General features: G+C 64.4%; 25 protein-coding genes and 1 tRNA gene. 21 read left to right on the top strand and 5 right to left on the bottom strand.

Annotated features, from left to right (window positions below; translation table 11 throughout):
* Positions 1-152 precede the first annotated feature (152 nt).
* The 11 genes from IVA80_RS17530 (at position 153) to IVA80_RS17480 (ending at position 9854) form a co-directional block, all read left to right on the top strand.
* Positions 153-389 (top strand): hypothetical protein, encoded by a 237-nt coding sequence (locus IVA80_RS17530; RefSeq protein ID WP_247432599.1) that lies wholly within the window; start codon positions 153-155, stop codon positions 387-389.
* A gap of 37 nt (positions 390-426) precedes the next feature.
* Positions 427-648: a hypothetical protein gene (locus IVA80_RS17525; RefSeq protein ID WP_247432596.1), complete on the top strand. Its 222-nt coding sequence runs from the start codon at positions 427-429 to the stop codon at positions 646-648.
* Between the two features lie 259 nt (positions 649-907).
* Complete coding sequence (gene glyA / locus IVA80_RS17520) at positions 908-2206, top strand: serine hydroxymethyltransferase (RefSeq protein ID WP_247432593.1); 1299 nt, start codon at positions 908-910, stop codon at positions 2204-2206.
* 29 nt (positions 2207-2235) lie between these two features.
* Positions 2236-2718 carry a transcriptional regulator NrdR gene (nrdR, locus tag IVA80_RS17515; protein WP_007603426.1) on the top strand — a complete coding sequence of 161 codons (483 nt, stop codon included), beginning with the start codon at positions 2236-2238 and terminating at the stop codon, positions 2716-2718.
* The gene (gene ribD / locus IVA80_RS17510; protein WP_247432590.1) at positions 2715-3863 is read left to right on the top strand and encodes a bifunctional diaminohydroxyphosphoribosylaminopyrimidine deaminase/5-amino-6-(5-phosphoribosylamino)uracil reductase RibD; all 1149 of its coding nucleotides are present in this window, start codon (positions 2715-2717) and stop codon (positions 3861-3863) included. The genes nrdR and ribD overlap by 4 nt, the downstream gene beginning before the upstream one ends.
* Positions 3863-4471 carry a riboflavin synthase gene (locus IVA80_RS17505; protein WP_247432587.1) on the top strand — a complete coding sequence of 203 codons (609 nt, stop codon included), beginning with the start codon at positions 3863-3865 and terminating at the stop codon, positions 4469-4471. The genes ribD and IVA80_RS17505 overlap by 1 nt, the downstream gene beginning before the upstream one ends.
* 110 nt (positions 4472-4581) lie before the next feature.
* Positions 4582-5073 (top strand): 6,7-dimethyl-8-ribityllumazine synthase, encoded by a 492-nt coding sequence (ribH, locus tag IVA80_RS17500; protein ID WP_247432583.1) that lies wholly within the window; start codon positions 4582-4584, stop codon positions 5071-5073.
* Between the two features lie 2 nt (positions 5074-5075).
* The gene (nusB, locus tag IVA80_RS17495; protein WP_247432580.1) at positions 5076-5573 is read left to right on the top strand and encodes a transcription antitermination factor NusB; all 498 of its coding nucleotides are present in this window, start codon (positions 5076-5078) and stop codon (positions 5571-5573) included.
* A gap of 152 nt (positions 5574-5725) precedes the next feature.
* Positions 5726-6727, top strand: coding sequence for a thiamine-phosphate kinase (gene thiL / locus IVA80_RS17490; RefSeq protein WP_247432578.1), 1002 nt, complete (start codon positions 5726-5728; stop codon positions 6725-6727).
* A 323-nt stretch (positions 6728-7050) separates the two neighbouring features.
* Positions 7051-7449: a hypothetical protein gene (locus IVA80_RS17485; protein ID WP_247432575.1), complete on the top strand. Its 399-nt coding sequence runs from the start codon at positions 7051-7053 to the stop codon at positions 7447-7449.
* Positions 7450-7733: 284 nt separating this feature from the next.
* Positions 7734-9854, top strand: a complete 2121-nt coding sequence (locus IVA80_RS17480) for a sodium-translocating pyrophosphatase (protein WP_247432572.1) — start codon at positions 7734-7736, stop codon at positions 9852-9854.
* A 185-nt stretch (positions 9855-10039) separates the two neighbouring features.
* Here IVA80_RS17480 and IVA80_RS17475 read toward each other — a convergent pair whose 3' ends face one another.
* A complete protein-coding gene (locus IVA80_RS17475; RefSeq protein WP_247432568.1) occupies positions 10040-11041 on the bottom strand; it encodes a tripartite tricarboxylate transporter substrate binding protein in 1002 nt (333 codons plus the stop codon).
* An 86-nt stretch (positions 11042-11127) separates the two neighbouring features.
* A complete protein-coding gene (bamE, locus tag IVA80_RS17470) occupies positions 11128-11613 on the bottom strand; it encodes an outer membrane protein assembly factor BamE (RefSeq protein ID WP_247432565.1) in 486 nt (161 codons plus the stop codon).
* A 98-nt stretch (positions 11614-11711) separates the two neighbouring features.
* Here bamE and IVA80_RS17465 point away from each other — a divergent pair, with 98 nt between their 5' ends.
* The 8 genes from IVA80_RS17465 to IVA80_RS17430 all read left to right on the top strand — a co-directional run bounded on the left by IVA80_RS17465 (position 11712) and on the right by IVA80_RS17430 (position 17259).
* Complete coding sequence (locus tag IVA80_RS17465; RefSeq protein WP_247432562.1) at positions 11712-12263, top strand: ubiquinol-cytochrome C chaperone family protein; 552 nt, start codon at positions 11712-11714, stop codon at positions 12261-12263.
* Complete coding sequence (locus IVA80_RS17460; protein ID WP_247432559.1) at positions 12260-12841, top strand: DUF177 domain-containing protein; 582 nt, start codon at positions 12260-12262, stop codon at positions 12839-12841. Before IVA80_RS17465 ends, IVA80_RS17460 begins: the two co-directional genes overlap by 4 nt.
* A 297-nt stretch (positions 12842-13138) precedes the next feature.
* Positions 13139-14200 (top strand): phosphate acyltransferase PlsX, encoded by a 1062-nt coding sequence (gene plsX / locus IVA80_RS17455; RefSeq protein WP_247432556.1) that lies wholly within the window; start codon positions 13139-13141, stop codon positions 14198-14200.
* Entirely contained in the window at positions 14197-15177 is a 981-nt protein-coding gene (locus tag IVA80_RS17450; RefSeq protein ID WP_247432553.1) for a beta-ketoacyl-ACP synthase III, read from the top strand. The genes plsX and IVA80_RS17450 overlap by 4 nt, the downstream gene beginning before the upstream one ends.
* Before the next feature lie 134 nt (positions 15178-15311).
* Positions 15312-15653 carry an integration host factor subunit alpha gene (locus IVA80_RS17445; protein WP_028152484.1) on the top strand — a complete coding sequence of 114 codons (342 nt, stop codon included), beginning with the start codon at positions 15312-15314 and terminating at the stop codon, positions 15651-15653.
* Between the two features lie 24 nt (positions 15654-15677).
* The gene (locus IVA80_RS17440; RefSeq protein WP_247432550.1) at positions 15678-16259 is read left to right on the top strand and encodes a MerR family transcriptional regulator; all 582 of its coding nucleotides are present in this window, start codon (positions 15678-15680) and stop codon (positions 16257-16259) included.
* 106 nt (positions 16260-16365) lie between these two features.
* Positions 16366-16443 (top strand) — tRNA-Pro (locus tag IVA80_RS17435).
* Between the two features lie 123 nt (positions 16444-16566).
* Positions 16567-17259: a hypothetical protein gene (locus IVA80_RS17430; RefSeq protein ID WP_247432547.1), complete on the top strand. Its 693-nt coding sequence runs from the start codon at positions 16567-16569 to the stop codon at positions 17257-17259.
* Positions 17260-17265: 6 nt separating this feature from the next.
* On the opposite strand, the gene IVA80_RS17425 is transcribed toward IVA80_RS17430, so the two are convergent.
* The 3 genes from IVA80_RS17425 to IVA80_RS17415 all read right to left on the bottom strand — a co-directional run bounded on the left by IVA80_RS17425 (position 17266) and on the right by IVA80_RS17415 (position 19288).
* Positions 17266-18066, bottom strand: coding sequence for a tetratricopeptide repeat protein (locus IVA80_RS17425; protein WP_249809842.1), 801 nt, complete (start codon positions 18064-18066; stop codon positions 17266-17268).
* 182 nt (positions 18067-18248) lie between these two features.
* A complete protein-coding gene (locus IVA80_RS17420) occupies positions 18249-18839 on the bottom strand; it encodes a TetR/AcrR family transcriptional regulator (RefSeq protein ID WP_247432542.1) in 591 nt (196 codons plus the stop codon).
* 209 nt (positions 18840-19048) lie between these two features.
* Entirely contained in the window at positions 19049-19288 is a 240-nt protein-coding gene (locus tag IVA80_RS17415; protein ID WP_007611067.1) for a hypothetical protein, read from the bottom strand.
* 341 nt (positions 19289-19629) lie between these two features.
* On the opposite strand from IVA80_RS17415, the gene IVA80_RS17410 reads away from it, so the two are divergent.
* Together IVA80_RS17410 and IVA80_RS17405 are read left to right on the top strand one after the other, a co-directional pair.
* A complete protein-coding gene (locus tag IVA80_RS17410) occupies positions 19630-20538 on the top strand; it encodes a dihydrodipicolinate synthase family protein (RefSeq protein ID WP_247432539.1) in 909 nt (302 codons plus the stop codon).
* 142 nt (positions 20539-20680) lie between these two features.
* Positions 20681-21652 (top strand): SDR family NAD(P)-dependent oxidoreductase, encoded by a 972-nt coding sequence (locus IVA80_RS17405; protein WP_247432855.1) that lies wholly within the window; start codon positions 20681-20683, stop codon positions 21650-21652.
* The last annotated feature ends 219 nt before the right edge of the window (positions 21653-21871 follow it).

The following is a 21871-nucleotide window of genomic DNA, read 5'->3' as shown; positions in this document are numbered from 1 at the left end:
AAGCCTCCCGAACGTGCCTACTTCCCCAAGCGCACCAGCCCGGTTCTGCCCGGACCGGTGCGTTTTGTCGTTTCGCGGTTGCGAAAAAATCGTCATCCGCCGGGAACGAGTTCCCGCTTCGGCGCTTATCCCATTCGGATCGGAGGCAGACGATGCTGGTCGAGCGTGGCTTGGGTGCGATGAATGTGGAACTCGTGAGCGAGGCCTATGCCATCGCCGCGAACTATCTTCGCCGCTCCGGCGCGATTCCCGACACCCTCGTCACCGACGAACGCCTGCTCGAGATCGTCGTCAAACTGCTCCAGCACGGCGAATTCAACAAGATCAGGCTGGCCAACAAGGCCATCGCCAGGTTCGAGGCGCAGTCCGAGGCCAAAGCGGTTGCCTGATCACGATCCCCAACATGTCGAAGAACCAGAGGGTGCCATGGAAGCTGCCATCGACCGCATCATGCAGACCTATGATCTGCTCGCAAACCGCACGTCCGCGGCGAGCGAAGAGGCGCGGGCCAAGGTGACGAACTATCTGAACACATTGATGGAGGCCGGCGAGAAGGACACCCACAGGTTGACGGTGTGCGGCCTGACCTATCTGCGCCAGCTCGACGGCAGCGTGGACCCGGTGAAGGCGGGGTATACCGGGCTGTAGAGGGACGACCGGCCAGCCAGAAGGTGGCACTGCGCGGCGTTTAAGGCCCAAAACGGACCTTCTCAGATTTCGACGACCGGGCGCGGCCCGGTGGTCCAAATCTTCCAATCCCCACCATATCTGGCATAAATCCCATCCTGGACCCGCAAATACTTGGCCGGGGGCGGGTGATGTGGTAGATCGCGCTCGCCGCTTCCGATCGCCACACCAGACCGCCCGTAGCCCGCCAAAAGGCTGCGGCGGTGGAGATATTCGCAAGATGACCTCAGCCAAAACCGCCTCCGCGCCCGACTCGTTTTTCACCGCCCCGCTCGATCAGGCGGACCCGGAAATCGCCGCCGCCATCAAGGGGGAGCTCGGCCGGCAGCGCCATGAGGTCGAGCTGATCGCCTCCGAGAACATCGTCAGCCGTGCCGTGCTGGAAGCGCAGGGTTCGGTGATGACCAACAAATACGCGGAAGGCTATCCGGGCGCGCGCTACTATGGCGGTTGTGAGTGGGTCGACGTCGCCGAGAACCTCGCGATCGATCGCGCCAAGAAGCTGTTCGGCGCTGGCTTCGCCAACGTGCAGCCGAGCTCCGGCAGCCAGATGAACCAGGCGGTGTTCCTGGCGCTGCTCCAGCCCGGCGACACCTTCATGGGTCTTGATCTCGCGGCCGGCGGCCATCTCACCCACGGCTCGCCCGTCAACATGAGCGGCAAGTGGTTCAAGGCCGCGCATTATACCGTGCGGCGCGAGGACCAGATCATCGACATGGACGCGGTCGCCAAGCAGGCCGAAGAGGTCAAGCCGAAGCTGATCGTGGCCGGCGGCTCGGCCTATTCGCGCGCCTGGGACTTCAAGCGCTTCCGCGAGATCGCGGACAGCGTCGGCGCGTACCTCTTGGTCGACATGGCTCATTTCGCGGGTCTCGTCGCCGGCGGCGTGCATGCGTCGCCCGTGCCGTATGCCCACGTCACCACGACCACGACACACAAGTCGCTGCGCGGTCCGCGCGGCGGCCTGATCCTCTCTAATGACGAGGCGCTCGCCAAGAAGCTCAACTCGGCGATCTTCCCGGGTCTCCAGGGCGGACCGCTGATGCACGTGATCGCGGCGAAGGCGGTCGCCTTCGGCGAGGCGCTGCGGCCGGACTTCACGGTCTATGCGAAGAACGTCGTTGAGAACGCCAGGGCGCTGGCCGAGACGCTGAAGAGCCACGGGTTCGATATTGTCTCCGGTGGTACCGATAACCATCTGATGCTGGTTGACCTCAGGCCGAAGGGCCTGAAGGGCAACGTCTCGGAGAAGGCGCTGGTTCGCGCTGCCATCACCTGCAACAAGAACGGCATCCCGTTCGATCCGGAAAAGCCCTTCGTCACCTCGGGCCTGCGTCTCGGCACCCCGGCTGCGACGACCCGTGGCTTCGGCATCGCCGAATTCCAGCAGGTCGGCGGCATGATTGCCGAGGTCCTCAACGCGATCGCGCAGTCCGACGACGGCAAGGCGCCGCTGGTGGAAGCCGCGATCAAGGAACGGGTCAAGGCGCTCACCGACCGATTCCCGATCTATCAGTAAGGCTCAAGAAAACCGGTCAAGGTAAACGGATGCGCTGCCCGAACTGCAACAGTCTCGACACGCAGGTAAAGGACTCGCGTCCGACCGAGGATTCGTCCGTCATCCGCAGGCGGCGCGTGTGCGTCGCCTGCAATTTCCGCTTTACTACGTTCGAGCGCGTGCAGCTGCGCGAGCTCACGGTGATCAAGCGCAACGGCCGCCGCGTGCCGTTCGACCGCGACAAGCTGATGCGCTCGGTGTCGATCAGCTTGCGCAAGCGGCAGGTCGAGCCGGAGCGGGTCGAAAAGATGGTCTCGACTATCGTCCGCGAGCTCGAGACCGGCGGCGAGGCCGAAATCTCCTCCGAGGTGATCGGCGAGACCGTGATGGAGCATCTGCGCACGCTCGACGACGTCGCCTATGTGCGCTTCGCCTCGGTCTACCGCAATTTCCGCGAGGCCAAGGATTTCGCCGACGTGCTCGGCGAACTCTCCGGTGAGGAGGAAGCGCGGCTCGCCGCGATCCGCAAATGATCTTCCGGATCCTGGAGGATCAGTTCGCGCAGAAGGCTCGCGAGTCCAAAGACGCCGATCGCCGCTTCATGCAGCTTGCGCTGGCGCTCGGCCGGCGCGGGCAGGGACGCACCTGGCCCAATCCCGCCGTGGGCGCTGTCATCGTGAAAGACGGGGTCATCGTCGGCCGCGGCTGGACGCAAGCAGGCGGGCGGCCGCATGGCGAGCCCGAAGCGCTGCGGCGCGCAGGTGAGGCCGCGCGGGGCGCCACGCTCTATGTCACGCTGGAGCCATGCTCCCATTTCGGCAAGTCGCCGCCGTGCGCAGACGCGGTGATCGCCGCCGGCATCACGCGGGTGGTTGCGGCGATCGAGGATCCCAATCCCGAAGTCGCGGGCCAGGGTCATGCGCGCTTGCGCGCCGCCGGCATCACGGTGGATGTGGGTCTGTGCGCGGCAGAGGCCGCGTTCGACCACGCCGGGCATTTTCGCCGTATCCGTGACAAGCGCCCGCATGTGATCCTGAAGCTCGCGGTCTCGCCGGACGGCAAGATCGGTGCGGCTGGCGGCAAGCCGCTTGCGATCACGGGCGAGGCCGTGCGCAATCGCGTGCATCTGCTCCGCGCACAGAGCGACGCCATCCTGGTCGGTATCGGCACAGTGCTGGCGGATGATCCGCAGCTCAACTGTCGCCTGCCGGGATTGGAAGCACGTTCTCCCGTGCGCGTCGTGCTCGACCAGAATTTGCGTATTCCTGCCGCGAGCCAGCTCGTGCGCTCCGCGCGGGAGGCGCCGCTCTGGGTGATTGGCTCCGAGCTTGCGGAAGCCGCGGCGGCCACGCGGCTCGGAGCGGCCGGCGCTCAGATCATCCGCATACCGCCCGGAGATGCTTCCGGGCTTGATCTTCCGGCCGCGCTGCATGTGCTGGCGGAGAAAGGAATCACGCGGCTGATGGTCGAAGGCGGCAGCCGCGTTGCGGCGTCCTTTGTTGCGGCCGATCTCGTCGACGAGATCTGGCTGTTCCGCGGCGCGGAAGAGATCGGAGCCGGCGGCGTCGATGCGCTCGATGCATTGCCCCTGTCGAAAATCACGCAGTCGCCGGCCTATAAGGTTCATGCTAGCGAGACATTCGACAAGGATACTCTCACCATCTACGAGCGCTCGTAATGTTCACCGGCATTATCACCGATCTCGGCGAGATCGTCGGCTTCACGCCAACGGCGCAGGGCCAGTTGCACAGGCTGCGCATCGCCTGCCGCTACGATCGGACCACCATCGCCGACGGCGCCTCGATCGCCTGCAACGGCGTCTGCCTGACGGTGGTCGCTTCCGGCGTCGAAGGCGGCAGAACCTGGTTCGACGTCGATGCCGCCGCCGAGACGCTGGCGTTGACGACAGCAAAGCACTGGACGGTCGGCACGAGGCTCAATCTCGAGCGCGCGCTCAAGATCGGCGACGAGCTCGGCGGCCATATCGTCGCCGGCCATGCCGACGGTGTCGCCACCCTCATCAGTCGCGAGGACCTGCCGGACATGGCGCGCTTTGAGCTCTCTACGACGCGGGAGCTCGCGCGCTTCATCGCCACCAAGGGCTCGATCACGCTCGACGGCGTGTCGCTGACGGTCAATACGGTGAGAGACCTGACCTTTTCGGTGCTGATCATCCCGCATACGCTGACGGTCACGACAATTGGCGGCTGGAACGCGAGGGACGAGGTCAATATCGAGGTCGACCTGATGGCCCGCTACGCAGCGCGGCTGACGGAAATGAAGTGACCGGCGCATAAAGTTCGTCATGCGCGGGCTTGACCCGCGCATTCATCCTCTTAAGAGGTGCTTGCCCGATGGATTGCCGGGCCAAGCCCGGCAATGACAGAAAGTTCACTATGGCAGACGCGCGGCGCGCACCCCTGAAGGACCAGACCGACATTTCCGGCGCACGCGCGCTGATTGTCGAAGCGCGGTTCTATGACGATCTCCAGGATGCGCTTCTGGACGGCGCGGTGACCGAGCTGAAGGCGGCTGGTCTGACGCATGACGTCATCACGGTTCCCGGCGCGCTGGAGATCCCGGCGGCGGTGGCCATCACTATCGATGCCGCGGCGGCCAATGGCCAGCCTTATGACGCGGTGATTGCGCTCGGCTGCGTGATCCGCGGCGACACCATTCATTTCGAGATCGTCTCGCAGGAATCCTCACGCGCGCTGATGGATCTTGCCGTGGCGCGAAAACTGCCGCTGGGCAACGGCATTCTCACCGTCAACACCGAGGCGCAGGCCTGGGCGCGGGCGCGCGCCAGCGAGCTCAACAAGGGCGGCGATGCCGCACGTGCTGCGCTTGCGATGTTGCGCATCAAGCGCCGGCTGGCGCGGGCTTGATCATGGTCGACAACAGCAAAAAGCCTCCGGCGGGCACCGAGAAGAAGGCAAACCGGCGCGGTGCGGCGCGGCTCGCAGCCGTCCAGGCGCTGTATCAGATGGACATCGCCGGTGCCGGCATCAACGACATTTTTGCTGAGTTCGAAAGCCATTGGCTCGGCAACGAGGTCGAGGGCGATACCTATCTGCCGGCGGAAGCGGCCTTTTTCCGCGACGTCGTCTCCGGCGTCGTGCGTGACCAGAAGAAGCTCGATCCCCTGATCGACGAGGCGCTGTCCAAAGGCTGGCCGTTGAAGCGGATCGAAGCGATCTTGCGCGCGGTGCTGCGGGCAGGGGCCTACGAATTGGAGCACCGCAAGGACGTGCCGGGCCGCGTCGTGGTGTCCGAATATGTCGACGTTGCGAATGCGTTCGTCGACCGTGAGGAGACCGGCATGGTGAACGCCGTGCTCGACCAGATCGGCCACCAGTTTCGCGGTGACGAGTTCGGGCGGGGGTAGATTGAGACGATCTCCGCCGTAGCCGTCATCCTGAGGTGCCGGAGCGAAGCGGAGGCCTCGAAGGATGGCGGCGTGCCACCGAGGGTGCATCTCGGCCACGCATCCTTCGAGGCTCGCAAGGGCTCGCACCTCAGGATGACGGGTCTAGTACCGTGACGCAGGACAAAGAATCGGTATCCGCCGAAGACTCCCTCATCGCGCGCTATTTCAAGCCGTTGGCGACCGATCGCGGTGCGCTGGGGCTGGTCGACGACGCCGCCATCCTGCCATCGCTCGGTGACGACATCGTCGTCACCACCGACGCCGTGGTCGAGGGCGTGCATTATCTTGCCACTGATCCGCCCGACACCGTCGCGCGCAAGGCGCTGCGGGTGAACCTGTCCGATCTCGCCGCCAAGGGCGCTACGCCAGCCGGCTTCGTGCTGACGCTGGCGCTGCGCAGCAAGGAGGATGCCTGGCTCAGGCCGTTCGCGGACGCCCTCGGCGAGGACAGCAGGACCTTCGCGTGCCCGCTGCTCGGCGGCGACACGGTGTCGACGCCGGGGCCGCAGATGGTCTCGATCACCGCCTTCGGCCGCGTGCCGCAGGGGCGGATGGTCGGCCGCACCGGCGCAAGGCCAGGCGACCTGATCCTGGTAACGGGGACGATCGGCGATGCCGCACTCGGCCTCGACGTGCTCACCGGCGGCGCGGTGACCGCGGCGCTCGCGTCCGATCCCGCCGCAAGGGAAGCTCTGGTCTCGCGCTATCGCGTGCCGCAGCCGCGCAATGTGCTGGCGCAGGCCGTGCGCGACCATGCGTCGGCCGCGATGGATGTCTCCGACGGGCTCGCCGGCGACCTGACGAAACTATGCGCGGCATCCGGTGTCTCGGCCACTGTCGACGTGGCGAGCGTACCCCTCTCAGCCGTGGCGGCCGGCCTGATTGCGCGCGACGCTGTTTGCGCTGAGACGCTGCTTGCCGGGGGCGACGATTACGAGGTGCTGTGCACGGTGCCGCCAGCACAGAGCGACGCGCTGATTGCCGCCGGGCGCGCGGTGGGCCTTGCCGTCACGGCGATCGGCACGATCGTCGCGGGCCATGAGCGGCCGCGCTTTTTCGACGGGCAGGGCCAGGAACTGGCCTTGAAGCGCCTGTCCTACAGCCACTTCTGAATTCAAGTCCGCTTCTAACCCGATCTGTCCTCCGGCTTTTCGATCGCAACCCCGGCGACAGCCAACAGACGTATCAGTGCCATTGATGCAAAAGCAGCAATGGATTTGATTCGATGACGGCGGCCGTTTCGAGTTTGAGCGAGGTGCCGGTTGTTCCCGGGAGGGAGTGCGGAAGCTGGACGCTCTGTTGCAAGGTTTACAACGTCGTCGAGCTCGGCAAGTCGGCCGGCAAATGGTGCTCATATTGCAAGCCGGGCCGGGGCTGCACGATCCACGATAAGCTGCCGAACGAGTGCGCGGCGTTCAATTGTCTGTGGAAAACCATGCCGACGATGTCCATGCAATGGAAGCCCGATCAGTCGAAGATGGTGCTCACCTTGCACCCCGAGACCAACAATATCCAGGTCGTGGTTGATCCCGGCCTGCCATCGGCCTGGACGCGGCAGCCTTATCACGGCCAGCTGCGCTCGTTGTCGAAGAACAACATGCCGAAAGGCCATCTTGTGGTGGTGTTCGTCAACGAGTTGGCGACGCTCATCCTGCCCGATGAGGATGTGCAGCTCGGCGTTCTGACCCCCGAGCAGATCGTTTCGGTGACGCAGGAGGCCGGCCCCGATGGCGGCGTCTATGAGGTTAAGATCTTCAACCGACGCGCAACAGCCGACGGGCAGACCTTGGAAGTGGTCTCCTCATCCCGCCATCCGGTGAGGTCGGCGGCCTAGCCGAGGCCGTGGCCAGGTTCGCCTGGGTCGGAGGCCGCCTCGCGATGTTGTGCCACGCCAGCGATCAAGCGCTCAGGATTAGGTCTAAATACTTGCCGAGATCGGCTTTTTCGGCCGCTTGCGGCGTTGCACCGGCATTCTGATTTTGGCAAGCTTGTGGCCGACCAGGGCCGCCCCTTCGGGCAAGGGGCGGCCCTGTTCAACATAAAGGCGCTGCACCGCATGACGGAAAAATCAAAAGGCGCCAGGGGTACGTACATCAAGGATCTGAGGCAAAAAATCACATGACAGCATTAGGGTTGATAGTGCTCTGCGGAGTGCTTTCCGTCGTCTACGCGATTTGGGCGACGTCTTCGGTGTTAAGCGCGGATGCGGGGTCACCGCGCATGCAGGAGATCGCAGGGGCGGTGCGCGAAGGCGCACAGGCCTACCTGCGGCGCCAGTACACCACGATCGGTCTCGTCGGCATCGTCATCTTCGTGCTGCTTGTCTATTTCCTGGGTCTTTATGTCGCGTTCGGTTTTGCCATCGGCGCCGTCCTGTCGGGAGCGGCCGGCTTCATCGGCATGAACGTCTCGGTTCGCGCCAATGTGCGCACCGCCCAGGCGGCGACCACGTCGCTTGCGGGCGGCCTCGAACTCGCCTTCAAGGCGGGCGCCATCACTGGCATGCTGGTGGCGGGTCTCGCGCTGCTCGGCGTGACCATCTACTTTGGCTTCCTGGTCTATTCGCTCAAGCTCGCGCCTGACAGCCGCGTCGTCGTCGACGCCATGGTGGCGCTCGGCTTTGGCGCCTCGCTGATCTCGATCTTCGCCCGTCTCGGCGGTGGCATCTTCACCAAGGGTGCGGACGTCGGCGGCGACCTCGTCGGCAAGGTCGAGGCCGGCATCCCCGAGGACGATCCGCGCAACCCGGCCACCATCGCCGACAACGTCGGCGACAATGTCGGTGACTGCGCCGGTATGGCCGCCGACCTGTTCGAGACCTATGCGGTGACCGCGGTCGCCACCATGGTGCTCGCGGCCATCTTCTTCGCCAAGACGCCGATCCTCATGAACATGATGACGTTGCCGCTTGCCATCGGCGGCATCTGCATCATCACCTCGATCATCGGCACCTTCTTCGTCAAGCTCGGGCCGAGCCAGTCGATCATGGGCGCGCTCTACAAGGGCCTGATCGCAACCGGCGTCCTGTCGCTGATCGGCATCGCCGGCGTGATCTACTATCTGATCGGCTTCGGCAAGCTCGACGGCGTCGACTACACCGGCACGGCGCTGTTCGAATGCGGAATCGTCGGCCTCGTCGTCACCGCGCTGATCATCTGGATCACCGAATACTACACCGGCACCGACTATCGTCCGGTGAAGTCGATTGCCGCAGCGTCGGTGACCGGCCACGGCACCAACGTGATCCAGGGCCTTGCGATCTCGATGGAGGCGACCGCGTTGCCCGCGCTCGTCATCATCGCGGGCATCCTCGTCACCTACAGCCTCGCCGGCCTGTTCGGCATCGCGATCGCGACGGCCACCATGCTGGCGCTGGCCGGCATGGTCGTTGCGCTCGACGCGTTCGGCCCGGTCACCGACAACGCCGGCGGCATCGCCGAGATGGCGGGCCTGCCGAAGGAGGTGCGCAAGTCGACCGACGCGCTCGACGCGGTCGGCAACACCACCAAGGCAGTCACCAAGGGCTACGCGATCGGCTCCGCCGGTCTCGGTGCGCTGGTGCTGTTCGCGGCCTACAACGAGGACCTCAAGTTCTTCGTTGCGGACACCGCGCATTACCCCTATTTCGCCGGGGTCCATCCGGACTTCTCGCTCAACAATCCCTACGTCGTCGTGGGCCTGCTGTTCGGCGGTCTGCTGCCGTTTCTGTTCGGCGCGATGGGCATGACGGCCGTGGGCCGTGCTGCCAGCGCGATCGTTGAGGAGGTGCGGCGCCAGTTCCGCGAGAAGCCGGGCATCATGCAGGGCACCGACAAGCCGGACTACGGCAAGGCGGTCGACCTGCTGACGAAAGCGGCGATCAAGGAGATGATCATCCCCTCGCTGCTCCCGGTGCTGTCGCCGATTGTTGTCTATTTCGTGATCTACGCGATTGCGGGCGGCGGTGTCGCCGGCAAGTCGGCGGCATTTTCCGCGGTCGGCGCAATGCTGCTCGGCGTGATCGTGACCGGCCTGTTCGTCGCGATTTCGATGACCTCTGGCGGCGGCGCCTGGGACAACGCCAAAAAATATATCGAGGACGGCCATTTCGGCGGCAAGGGTTCTGACGCCCACAAGGCCGCCGTGACCGGCGACACCGTCGGCGATCCCTACAAGGATACGGCGGGACCGGCGGTGAACCCGATGATCAAGATCACCAATATCGTGGCGCTCTTGCTGCTGGCAATTTTGGCGCATTGAGCGGCGTCATAGATTCAAAATTAAACCCCGCAGCGCAAGTTGCGGGGCTTTTTGTTTTGATGCGAGGTCTCTCAACACGTCATTGCGAGCGCAGCGAAGCAATCCAGAATCTTTCCGCGGAGGCAGCCTGGATTGCTTCGTTTCGCTCGCAATGACGGAGGTGGTGGTTGGTGTTCGCGCGAACATCACTGCACATCCATCTGCAATCCTTCCTTCTGGATGATGCCGGCGAATTTCTTCGTCTCGGCGTCTACGAAATCGGCGAACTGCTGCGGCGTGCCGTAGTCGGCGCGGGCGCCCATGGCGAGGATGTTCTTCTTGATGTCCTCGCGATCGAGCATCGCCTTCACCTGGAGATTGAGCGCTTCGAGCACCGGGGCCGGGACGCCCTTCGGCAGGAACACGGAGAACCACGAGGAGACATCGAAATTCGCCAGCTCCGGCGCGCTCTCGCGCATGGTCGGCAGGTTCGGCGCGAGGTCGCTACGCTCCGGCGTGGTGACGCACAGCCCGGTGAGGGTGCCGTTCTGCACCTGCGGCAGGCTCGGATAGAGATTGTCGAACAGGATCTGGATGTCGCCGGCAAGCGCGGCCTGGAGCGCGGGGCCCGCGCCGCGAAACGGGATGTGCGTCATCTTCAGTCCGGTGAGCTGGAGGAACCAGGCGCCGGTGAGGTGAGGGCTCTGGCCGACGCCGGAAGAGGCGTAGCTGAGCTTGTCCGGATTGGCCTTCAGATACGCGATCAGCTCGGCGATCGACTTGATGCCGGTCTTCGGATGCGCCGAGACGATGTTCGGAATCCGGATCATGTTGGAGACCGGCTGGAGCTGGTCCGGCTTGTAGGTAAGATTCTTGAAGATGCTGTAGGCGATCGCATTCGGCCCGGGATTGCCGATCAGGATGGTGTGGCCATCGGGCTTGGCGCGGACGACCTCCGCCGTTCCGATCGTGCCGCCCCCGCCGGAGCGATTTTCCACGACGGCCGACTGGCCCCAGGCGGCTTGCAGATGGGCGGCCAGCAGCCGGCCCATGACGTCGGTCGAGCCGCCGGCCGCAGCCGGCACGACGAGGCGGATGTTTTCGGTGGGTTTCCAGTCCGCCAGACTTGATCGCGGCAGGATCGCTGCGGCCGAAATGCCGGCAGCACCGGCGAGCACGCGGCGGCGGGACAGAAATCTATTGGGCACGAATCCACTCCCTGCTTCTTGTTTTGCAGGGAGCGTATGGAACCCGACGCGCTACGGCAAGCCGCACGACGCCGCAGGCTGAAAGCTCAGTTAAAGCTGAGCAGCTTGAAGATCGGCGTGAGGTAGCTCATCTCCTGGCCCGACGTGGGCGTGGTCCGGCTGATGAAGTCGAAGATCTTGCCGTCCTGGAGGCCGTAATTCGCCAGCCGGCGCACGCGCCGGTTCTTGTCGAAATAGACGGCGATGACGCGCTGATCGACCACCTTCTGGTTCATGAAGGCGACGATCCGCTCCGAGCGCTGCGAGATGTAGTAAAACACCTCGCCGTCGAGGGTCGCGACCGTGGAGGGCGTACCCATCACGATCAGCACCTGGTCCTGGCTCGCGCCGATCGGAATCTGCTCCAGCGCGCCAGGCGGCAGGATGTAACCCTTCTGGAACTGCTCGCCGGTGCAGCCCGCAAGGGCGGCGCCGAGCAGGGCCACGGCCGCGAGCACGCGCAAGCCGCGCCAGCGTGCATAAACGCCGCGCTGCTTGTCTGCGCGCAGGCTGGTCTGGTTCGTCATGGTCATAGTGGAACTGATTCCGTCCCCTTGCGTCGCGCGAGGCGCTGAAGTACCGGGCGGAGGCTCTGAATGCAACACGCGTACGCCCGCTTGCGGAACCCACAATGGTTTGGCCGTTCAATCACTTCAGGAAACCCCGGCAAGCCCCGCGCGGCACCATTGAAGCCATCTATGGCATGATCGTGACGCAGGCGCGAGAACCCATGTTTTACCGCGGTTTGGGCGTGCCCGACACGGTTAACGGGCGTTTCGACCTGTTGCTGCTGCATCTCTGGCTGCTGCTGCGCCGCCTGCGCACGGTCCAGGGCGCCACCGAGCTGTCGCAGGCGCTATTCGACCGTTTCTGCGAGGACATGGACGACAATTTGCGCGAGATGGGGATAGGCGACCAGACCGTGCCGAAGCGAATGCGGGCCTTTGGCGAGGCGTTTTACGGCCGCGTCCAGGCCTATGACCAGGCCATCGAAGGCGGCAGCGAGGCCCTGGCAGCGGCCATCTGCAAGAATATCTTGAATGGGACCGGCCTGGACCAGGCGCAGCTGCTTGCGGCTTACGCCGGCGCCACGGAGGCCGATCTCGGCCGGACCGACGAGACCGCGCTGCTACGCGCGTCTTTCAGGTTTCCCCCAGCGCTCACGAAGGACATCACGCCATGAGCCGACCGAATGCCGAATCCAGGCCCGATCCCTGGCGGATACCCGTGATCGTTGCGCAGATTCCCGACACCGGCCTGCATCGCAAGCTCGAGGCCTCGGTCGCCGAGCGGCAGGCCATGGCCGAGGTCGCGGGTTTGCGGGAGGTCCTCTCTGCCCAGGCTGACTTTGACGTCGTGCCGAAAAGCGGCGGCCGGATCCAGGTCACGGGGCAGGTCCGCGCCCGGGTCGGCCAGACCTGCGTGGTCACGCTCGACCCGATCGAGAGCGAGATCGGGGAGGAGGTGGACCTGATGTTCGCGCCCGAGGCCGAGGCGCGGCGGCTGGCCGACCTGATCGAGGAAGGAGAGGACGCGGCGGAGCCGCCGCAGGTCATCGATGCGCCGGAGCCAATCGTGAACGGTATCATCGATCTCGGGAGGCTTGCCACCGATGCGCTGTTCCTGGCGATCGATCCTTATCCGCGCAAGCCGGGTGTCGTGTTCGAGGCCGCGGTCACCGCCCTCGATCCGGAGGACCATCCGTTTGCGGCGCTGAAGGCGCTCCAGCAGAAGAAGCAGGGCAAAAAGAAAGGCAAATAGCTGGGCATTTCCGTTGAGGATCGCTTTGCTCGGCGCGTGAGCCGCCTGGCGGGATGGTTTGAAAGGCGCTCGTATCTATTTGAGTTCGATATGTTTCTTGTGAATTTTAGCTGCCGTCTGCGGATTGCCCTGAATGCAAAAGGCTGGGGGCAAGAGGTTGTTTCGGGATAACAAAACGCTATTGTCGCGCCCCGGTTCGGGCGCGGCGTGGCGCTCGGCCGGTCGCCATGTCCATGGCGAACCCATTTGCGGCCCCGTTCGTTCAAGACCGCAGCAGACCAGGTTTCCAGGACTTTTATGCCAAGCAAGGTTCGCATCGCGCTTGACGCCATGGGAGGCGACGTCGGCGCCGCCGTGATCATTCCAGGTGCCGCCATCTCGCTTCATAGGCATCGCGAGATCGAGTTCCTGCTGGTCGGGGACCGCGCCAAAATCGAGCCCGAGCTTGAGAAGCATCCTGCCCTCAAGGCCGCATCGAGGATCATCCATACCGACGTTGCCGTCAGCGGGGCGGATAAGCCGAGCCAGGCGCTGCGCCGGGGCCGCAAGACCTCCTCGATGTGGCTCGCCATCGATGCGGTGAAGAGGGGCGAGGCGGACGTCGCCATCTCCGCCGGCAACACGGGTGCGCTGATGGCGATGGCGCGTTTCCATCTGCGCACGCTGCCGGGCATCGACCGCCCGGCGATTGCCGGAATGTGGCCGACCAAGCGCGGCGATTCCGTCGTGCTCGACCTCGGCGCCACCATTGGCGGTGATGCGCATCATCTGGTGTCGCTCGCGGTCATGGGGGCAGCGATGGCGAGCGTATTGTTCAACAAGCCGCGTCCCACAGTCGGGTTGCTCAATATCGGGGTCGAGGAGATCAAGGGGCACGAGGAAATCCGCGAGGCCGGCGAAACGTTGCGTGCGATGAACCTGCCGGAACTCGATTATCTCGGCTTCGTCGAGGGCGACGGCATCGGCAAGGGGCTGGCCGACGTCATCGTCACCGAAGGTTTCAGCGGCAACATCGCGCTTAAGGCGGCCGAGGGAACCGCGCGGCAGATGGCGGAATTACTCCGCAACGAGATGCAGCGGAGCTGGCTGTCCAAGCTCGGCTATCTCTTCGCGCGCAGCGCCTTCCGAGCCCTGCGCGACAAGATGGACCCGAACAAGTCCAACGGCGGCGTATTCCTGGGGCTGAGGGGACTGGTGGTCAAGAGCCATGGCGGAATCAGCGCCGAAGGCTTTGCCTATGCGATCGATGTTGGTTATGAGATGGCGCACTACGATCTCCTGAACAAGATCAATCAGATGCTCAACCGCGAAGGTGGTGCACTTAGTTCCGTGCAGACCGCGCAGGAGGCTGTTTCGTGACTCAAATTCGTTCGGTCATACTGGGCTGCGGCTCTTATCTGCCGGAGCAAGTGGTGACCAACGCCCAATTGGCGGCGCGCATCGACACGTCCGACGAGTGGATCGTGCAGCGCACCGGCATTCGCGAGCGGCGTGTCGCAGCCGAGGGCGAGTTCACCTCGCATCTGGCGACCAAGGCGGCGCAGGCTGCGCTCGCGGACGCCGGCGTGGACGCACAGTCGATCGAGTTGATCGTGCTGGCGACCTCGACGCCTGATAATACCTTCCCCGCAACCGCGGTCGCCGTGCAGCACGCGCTCGGCATCAACCATGGCGCGGCGTTCGATCTCCAGGCGGTCTGCTCCGGCTTCGTGTTCGCACTCGCCACCGCCGACAATTTCCTGCGCACCGGTGCTTTCAAGCGTGCGCTGGTGATCGGCGCCGAGACCTTCTCGCGCATCCTCGACTGGAACGATCGCGGCACCTGTGTGCTGTTCGGCGACGGTGCCGGCGCGGTCGTGCTGGAGGCGCAGGAGCAGCCGGGCAATGCTGCGACCGACCGCGGCGTGGTGACCACTCACTTGCGCTCCGACGGCCGTCACAAGGCAAAACTGTTCGTCGACGGCGGACCGTCCTCGACCCAGACCGTCGGCCATCTGCGCATGGAGGGCCGCGAGGTCTTCAAGCACGCGGTCGGCATGATCACCGACGTGATCGTCGACGCCTTCCAGGCGACCGGGCTCAATGCCGACGGCATCGACTGGTTCGTGCCGCACCAAGCCAACAAGCGAATCATCGACGCCTCTGCCCACAAGCTCCATATCGCGCCGGAGAAGGTGGTGTTGACGGTGGACCGTCACGGCAACACCTCGGCGGCCTCGATCCCGCTGGCGCTGTCGGTGGCGCGCAAGGACGGCCGCATCAAGCGCGGCGACCTGATTCTGCTGGAGGCGATGGGCGGCGGCTTCACCTGGGGCTCCGCGCTGGTGCGCTGGTAAAGCCACAATCGATAAAATTTTACCGGAATCAGCGCTGATTATCGATGCGCCTGCATTGATGAGCGCTGTTGACCGCCGTATCGTAACCTCATAATTTCAGACGATAATTGTTCGCCGTGATGTGGGGCAGGGCGATGACCGATCAAAGTAAAACCGTAACGCGTGTCGATCTCTGCGAGGCCGTCTACCAGAAGGTGGGCCTGTCACGCACCGAATCGTCCGCCTTCGTGGAACTCGTGCTGAAGGAGATCACCGACTGCCTCGAGAAGGGCGAGACGGTGAAATTGTCCTCGTTCGGCTCCTTTATGGTCCGCAAGAAGGGTCAGCGCATCGGCCGCAACCCGAAGACGGGCACCGAGGTGCCGATCTCGCCGCGCCGGGTCATGGTGTTCAAGCCGTCGGCGATCCTGAAGCAGCGGATCAACACGCAGCATCGCGGCAATGGCGACGCCAGCAAGGCTCAACCCGAGGCATAATCGCCTCCGCGAAGGATTTGGCATTTGGACAAGGCGCCGGATGCGTTCCGAACCATCAGCGAAGTAGCGCAGGAACTCGACATTCCGCAGCATGTGCTGCGGTTCTGGGAGACCCGATTCTCCCAGATCAAGCCGATGAAGCGCAGCGGCGGCCGCCGCTATTACCGCCCCGACGACGTCGACCTGCTCAAGGGCATCCGCCGCCTGCTCTACGGGGAGGGCTACACCATCCGCGGGGTGCAGCGGATCCTGAAAGAGCACGGCGTCAAATCGGTGCAGGGCCTTGCCGACAGCGCGGCCGCGGTCTCGTTCGGGGCCATCGAGGACGCTATCGGCCAGAGCCTGATGGAGCCCGAAGAAGAGACAGGCGCCCGCGGCGCCCTCGATATCGACGATGACGACTACCAGGGCGGGGAGGCGGAAGGTATCGACTTCCGCTTCGCCGAGACCGACGACGAGGAAATCCTCACCACCTTCCGCAAAGGCGGCACCGCCGCCGCCGCGTCGGCCGGCCCCAGCGCGCTGGACCGTGAACGGCTGGGACGGGTGCTGGGCGACCTCGTCGCCTGCCGGGAGATGCTGGACCAGGCGCTGAAGGACGGCTGAGGCGGCATCTTGTCGTCTTTTCGGATAGTTCCGTGGTAGGGCGATCACCAAAATGGTGTGACCTCGCCTTGCGTAAAGCAGCGATCCTAGCTAATGGAACGACGTTCGGAGCGTGGCGCAGCCCGGTTAGCGCACTAGTCTGGGAGACTAGGGGTCGGAGGTTCAAATCCTCTCGCTCCGACCATTGTTCGTAGATTTGGCTAAGCACACGCGCGAAAATCTCGCGATGCGCGCCTTGTCTGTCCGCGATGAGGCCCAAGGCGCCCGCCCGGCGACAATGAGAGCATCAGCAGTGCCCGACGAGCCGATGACCCTCAAGTTCCGCTGTCCGCCGGGCCTTGAAGACAAATTGCCGCCGCCGGTCCCCGCGAGTTTGGGCCTGCCCGCCTGGCTGAAGGCGATGCCGACGCAGGCCTTCAACGCGATCAATCAGCGCGAGGAGGATACGGTCAAGCGGTGTCCCCCGTTCCTCGACGCCATGACGAGCGGCTTCCTGATCCCACTGATGTGCGATGTCAGCTTTGAGAACGGGGAGATTTCCTGGGACAATGACCTGCCACCCGGTGGTGAACTCGATTTCCCGCGTTCGCCCGTTGGATTTCACGACTCGAGCCAGGTCACGGGCTCGCCGTTGTTCGAGCCGGACCGGCTTCTGATCAAGTTTCGCAATCCATGGCTGATCGAAGCGCCGGAAGGCTATGCGGTGCTGTTCATGCATCCGATCAATCGATTCGATCTGCCCTTTACTACGCTGACGGGCCTCGTCGATTGCGATCGGTATCGCGACAGTTGGATCCATTTCCCAGTGCATTGGCACGATGTGAATTTCGATGGCGTGCTGCCGAAGGGGACACCGATTGCGCAATGCATGGCGGTGAAGCGGGAAACCTGGGTCGCTCAGACCGCGCCACTGACTGCGGAGGAGATGCGGCGGGTGTTCGAGGTTACGAAGTCGGTTGCGCAGGAGCCCGGCGCCTATCGACGGCAGTTCCGTGCGTGAGCCGCATCACGGCATGTCGCCTTGCAGAAACGTCTTGAGCGCGCTCGGGCGGAAGAAGAAGCGGCCGCGCGATGAATGGACGAGCGTGTAGGCAACTTGTGCCAGCATGCGGGGCCGGCCGCGTAAGGCCGAACGAAGGCTCGCCTCGCCCGCTTCGCGCTGACCCAACTCGAACAGGCAGGCGGCGAGATCGGCCCGCGTCACGGCATGGTCGGGGCGCAGCGCCAGCGCGAGCCGGTACATCTCTGCGGCCGCGGCATAATCACCATCCTGGCGCAGCACGCGTGCAAGTAGCGTCGAGATATCCGGACGTCCAGGCGCGGCCTTGTGGGCTTTGACGAGGATCGGGCGCGCCTCACCGCGCGCATTGCACTCGAGATGCAGGCGCGCAAGATCCAGTTGCAGGTCGATGCTTTCCGGCGCGAGCGCGAGAGCGTTGCCGATCGTGGCGATGGCCTCATCGACGCGCCGGTCCTTGGCAAGCTGGCCGGCGAGTTCCTGGAAGGCCGGCAGGAAAGGCGGGCGTCGCGCCGCGGTCCGGCGCAATTGTTCGACGGCTTCCATGCGACGCCCGGATCCGCCCAAGGCCGCGCCAAGCAGAGTCTCGATGCCCGGATCACTCGTGCGGCGCGCCGCCTTATCCAGGGGGACGATGGCCTCCGCTACGCGGTTCTGAGCGAGCAAGGCGCGGCCGAGAACCCATATCGCGACGATGTCGGTCCGGCTCGTCTTCACCACTTCGGCTGCAAGCCGCTCCGCCTCCGCGAAATTCTGCATCCGTAGCGCGAGCGTGGCGCGCTCGAGCAAGTCGGCTTGATGAGGTCCGCGGCTGGGGGGAAGAACAGGGCGCTTCGACACTGGGCTCGCAACCAACGTCTATCGAAGCGACAAGTATGGCCGCGGCCCGGACATCGGGCAACCGCTATTCGTCTTCCCGGCTTGGTGCGTCTCGCCGGAGGCCCCACCGCTTTCCTCTCGGCTTCTGCCGATTATCTCAGATAACCCACGACCATCCGCGTCGTCCCATCCACCAGCGTCCTCACCGTCTTCTCCGACTGCATCTGGGCCTGGTTCAGCACGGTGTTGTGCGCGACGGCTTCGATTGCGCTGACGCAGATGAAGGTGGCCAAGCCTGGGTCGATTTTGCGCATCTCCTTGCGGCGGCTTTCGAGATAGGCGCGGACGAGGGTGTGGATCTCGCGGTTGAAGGCTTCGACGTCTTGAGGTGTCCCGGAATCTGCTCGGCGAGGACGCGGTGCAGTTTCGGGTCGATGCGATGGGCTTCGACTCGCGACGGTGACGAGCTTTCGCACCGCCGTTTCGATCGGAAGGTCGGCGACTTCTGTCAGCGCCGCGTGGCCAGAGATCGTGCCCGCGCATTGGCGTTTCGTCGGCCGGATGACGCGCGAGGCGATTGCGCCGCGCGTCACGGCCGAGGAGGTCGTGCCGGCGACGGGCGAGTTGTTTCGGATGCTGATGGAACATGCCGGCTCTTCTCGGGCACGCGCGATCTGCTCTACCCCGATAGCATCGATCTTTCGGAGCGGGCGAGGGCGGTGGGCGTGCCGGTCGAGCTGCATCTGTGGCGCGACCAGCCGCACAATTTCGCGCCGATGCCGACGCCGGAAGGGCGACAGGCGCGGGCGATCATTCTGGGTGCGGTGGCTTAAGGGGAATGTGATCGTTGTCACAGGGCGCGCCGCCACAATAGGGTCTGGCGCTAGCGGTGCCCGCGCGGAGAGACCAGGCGGCCTCCAGGGCGTTTCCTCATCCGTAGTCTTTTGAGGCCTCAGGCGTGGCCCTTGATCTCATAGTGACCCGGCACGCATTTGTAGCGATCGAGGCGCCAATTGGCGTGGTAGATCGGATGCTCGCCCATCCATTTCGCAAGCGGGGCCTGTGCGCCGATCGCACACTGCATCATCGACATCTCGGGCGTCATGTTGCTGTCGGTCACGATTTCCTCGATGCAACTGCCTGAGCTGGCTGCGCTCAGCCGGCAGAGCACGGCAACGACGGTCACGAACATTCCTGTCACCTCATCGGTCGTTTCAGACCACGAAGAGGATGCAAGCGGAGTGCCAGAGCCTGTGACGGGAACAACACGCTGGCCTGGCCGACTCGACCCAGCGTCCGGATTCCATTTGACGATTCGGTTTGTAAAAAAAATGCCCATAAACCGAAGCCGGGCAAATACGGGGAACCGGCAGGGATAACCGCAGGAATGATCGATTGTGGGGGCTGCGCCGCGTCGGCGGCCCTTCACAAGGCCTGCACAGCCGATACGCTTCCAGGCGTGCGGATACTCGCCAGGATACTCGCCAAAAGAGCGAGACCGCCATCAGGCTTATGGAAACGCGAGGGCAGACCATGAAGGCACGACCGACCGGCGTGATCCCGCCGATGACGACGCCGTTTCGGAAGGACGGCGAGATCGACTTTGGGCTCGTGGCGCCCCAGGTCGACTGGATGATCGGCGCCGGCGCCCATGGCGTTGCCGCCGGCGGCTCGACCGGCGAGGGGCACACGCTCGATCACGAGGAATATCGCGACCTGATGGCCGCGACAGTCGAGGCGGTGAAGGGACGCATTCCCGTGATCGCCGGCATCATCGTGGACTCCACGCGCGATGCGATCCGCCGCGGCAAGCTGGTGCGCGACATGAATGTCGCAGCCCTTCAGGTCACGCCGGTGCATTATCTGTTCAAGCCGGACGACGAGGCGATGGTCGCGCATTTCCGCGCCATGGCGGATGAGACCGGCATGCCCATCATCATCTACAACGTCGTGCCGTGGTCGTACCTTTCGCCGGCGCTCTTGACCCGGATCATGACCGAGGTGCCGCTGGTGATCGGCGTCAAGCAGAGCGCGGGCGATCTCAAGCTGTTCGCGGATCTCATGATGATGGCGCCAGACAAGCTGATCTACAGCGCGGTCGATGCCCTGATGTATCCGTCCTATACGCTCGGGGCCCATGGCTCGATCGCCGCGATCCTGACCGCCGCGCCGCATGCGTCCGTCGCGCTGTGGGATGCGGTGAAAGCGGGCGATCATCCCCGCGCGCTCGAGCTGCACAAGAAGCTGCTGACGCTGTGGAACGCTGTTATCGCCGACAATCTGCCGGCCTGCACGCGCTATGCGCAGACGCTCCAGGGCTTGCCGAAAACCTGGCCGCGCGCGCCGATGCCGGAGGCCTCAAGCGCGCAGCAGGCTGCGATCCGCAAGGCGCTGGAGGCGCTCGGCGCGTTGAGCGGGCCGCGCGTCGAAGCGGCCGAATAGTCCGCCCGCCGAAATAATTGAGGCGAAGATGGCAGCGCCGATCCGCTTTTACCTGCGGATGCGGCGCTGCTACATTTTGCGCGCGCCCGTGCGCGGCGCAACGATGAAGAAACATACCGACAAGGGGAGGGCCGAAAGTCCCATGAAGGATTTTGCAGGAAAGATCGCCGTCATCACCGGGGGCGGCACGGGAATGGGACGCGAGCTCGCGCGGCAGCTCGTCGCCGAGGGCTGCAATGTCGCGATGTGCGACGTCTCGGAGGCCGCGATGGCCGAGACCAGGCGGCTCTGCGAGATCGAGAAGCTGCCGCAGGGCCTGCGCGTCACGACGCATGTCGCCGACGTCTCGATCGAGGATCATCTCAAGTGTTTTCGCGACGAACTCGCCGAGCAGCAGAAGACGGACCGGATCCATCTTCTGTTCAACAATGCCGGCATCGGTGGCGGCGGCAGCCTGTTCACCAACACGCGCGAGCAATGGGAGCGCACCTTCAACATCTGCTGGGGCGGCGTCTATCTCGGCGTGCGCACCTTCCTGCCGATGCTCGTCGCCGCGGACGAGGCTCACATCGTCAACACCGCCAGCGTCAACGGCTTCTGGGCCTCGATCGGCATGAACCAGGCGCACACCGCCTATAGCTCCGCCAAGTTCGCGGTGAAGGGATTTACCGAAGCGCTGATCAACGACCTCCGCCTGCACGCACCGCACGTCAAATGCTCGGTGGTGATGCCCGGCCATATCGGCACCTCGATCGTCTCCAATTCGCGCAAGGTGCAGAGCGCCGACGGGGCGGAGCGGCTTAGCGACGATGAGGTCGCGCTGACCCGCAAGCGCATGGTCGCGGCCGGCGTGCCGGATGCCGAGAAGATGTCGGACGAGGACATCCAGGCGGTGTTCGCCGAGCGCGCCCGCAGCTTCCTCGAGGATGCGCCGACGACGGCGGCGCAAGCCGCAAAGATCATTCTCGACGGCGTGAAGGCCGAGCGATGGCGCATTCTTGTGGGCGAGGACGCGAAACGCCTTGACGAGTGCGTGCGCGCGACGCCCGAGCAAGCCTATGACCGCGCCTTCTACGAAAGTTTTACGCAGGAGGTCGGCTGGCGGCTCGGCTGAGCCTGTTTCGCTGAGACCGTCAACGAACGCGCGCGAATATGGGTATGATGATCATCATGGCAAGAGGCCCGCAGGTAATTTGACGTGCCGCCTCTTGCCAGAGTTTCTTGCCAGAGTTTCTTGCCAGAGTTTGCCGCCTTATGACGAATTGGAATGTCACACATGCGACATGGTCCGTCGTTCAAGCGATGGTGATGTCAAACGGGTCTCATTCGGCGC

The sequence above is a fragment of the Bradyrhizobium sp. 139 genome (assembly GCF_023074175.1).
GTDB lineage: Bacteria > Pseudomonadota > Alphaproteobacteria > Rhizobiales > Xanthobacteraceae > Bradyrhizobium.
Note: the sequence above shows the minus strand (reverse complement) of the source record. Positions and strands in the feature narration are given on the sequence as shown.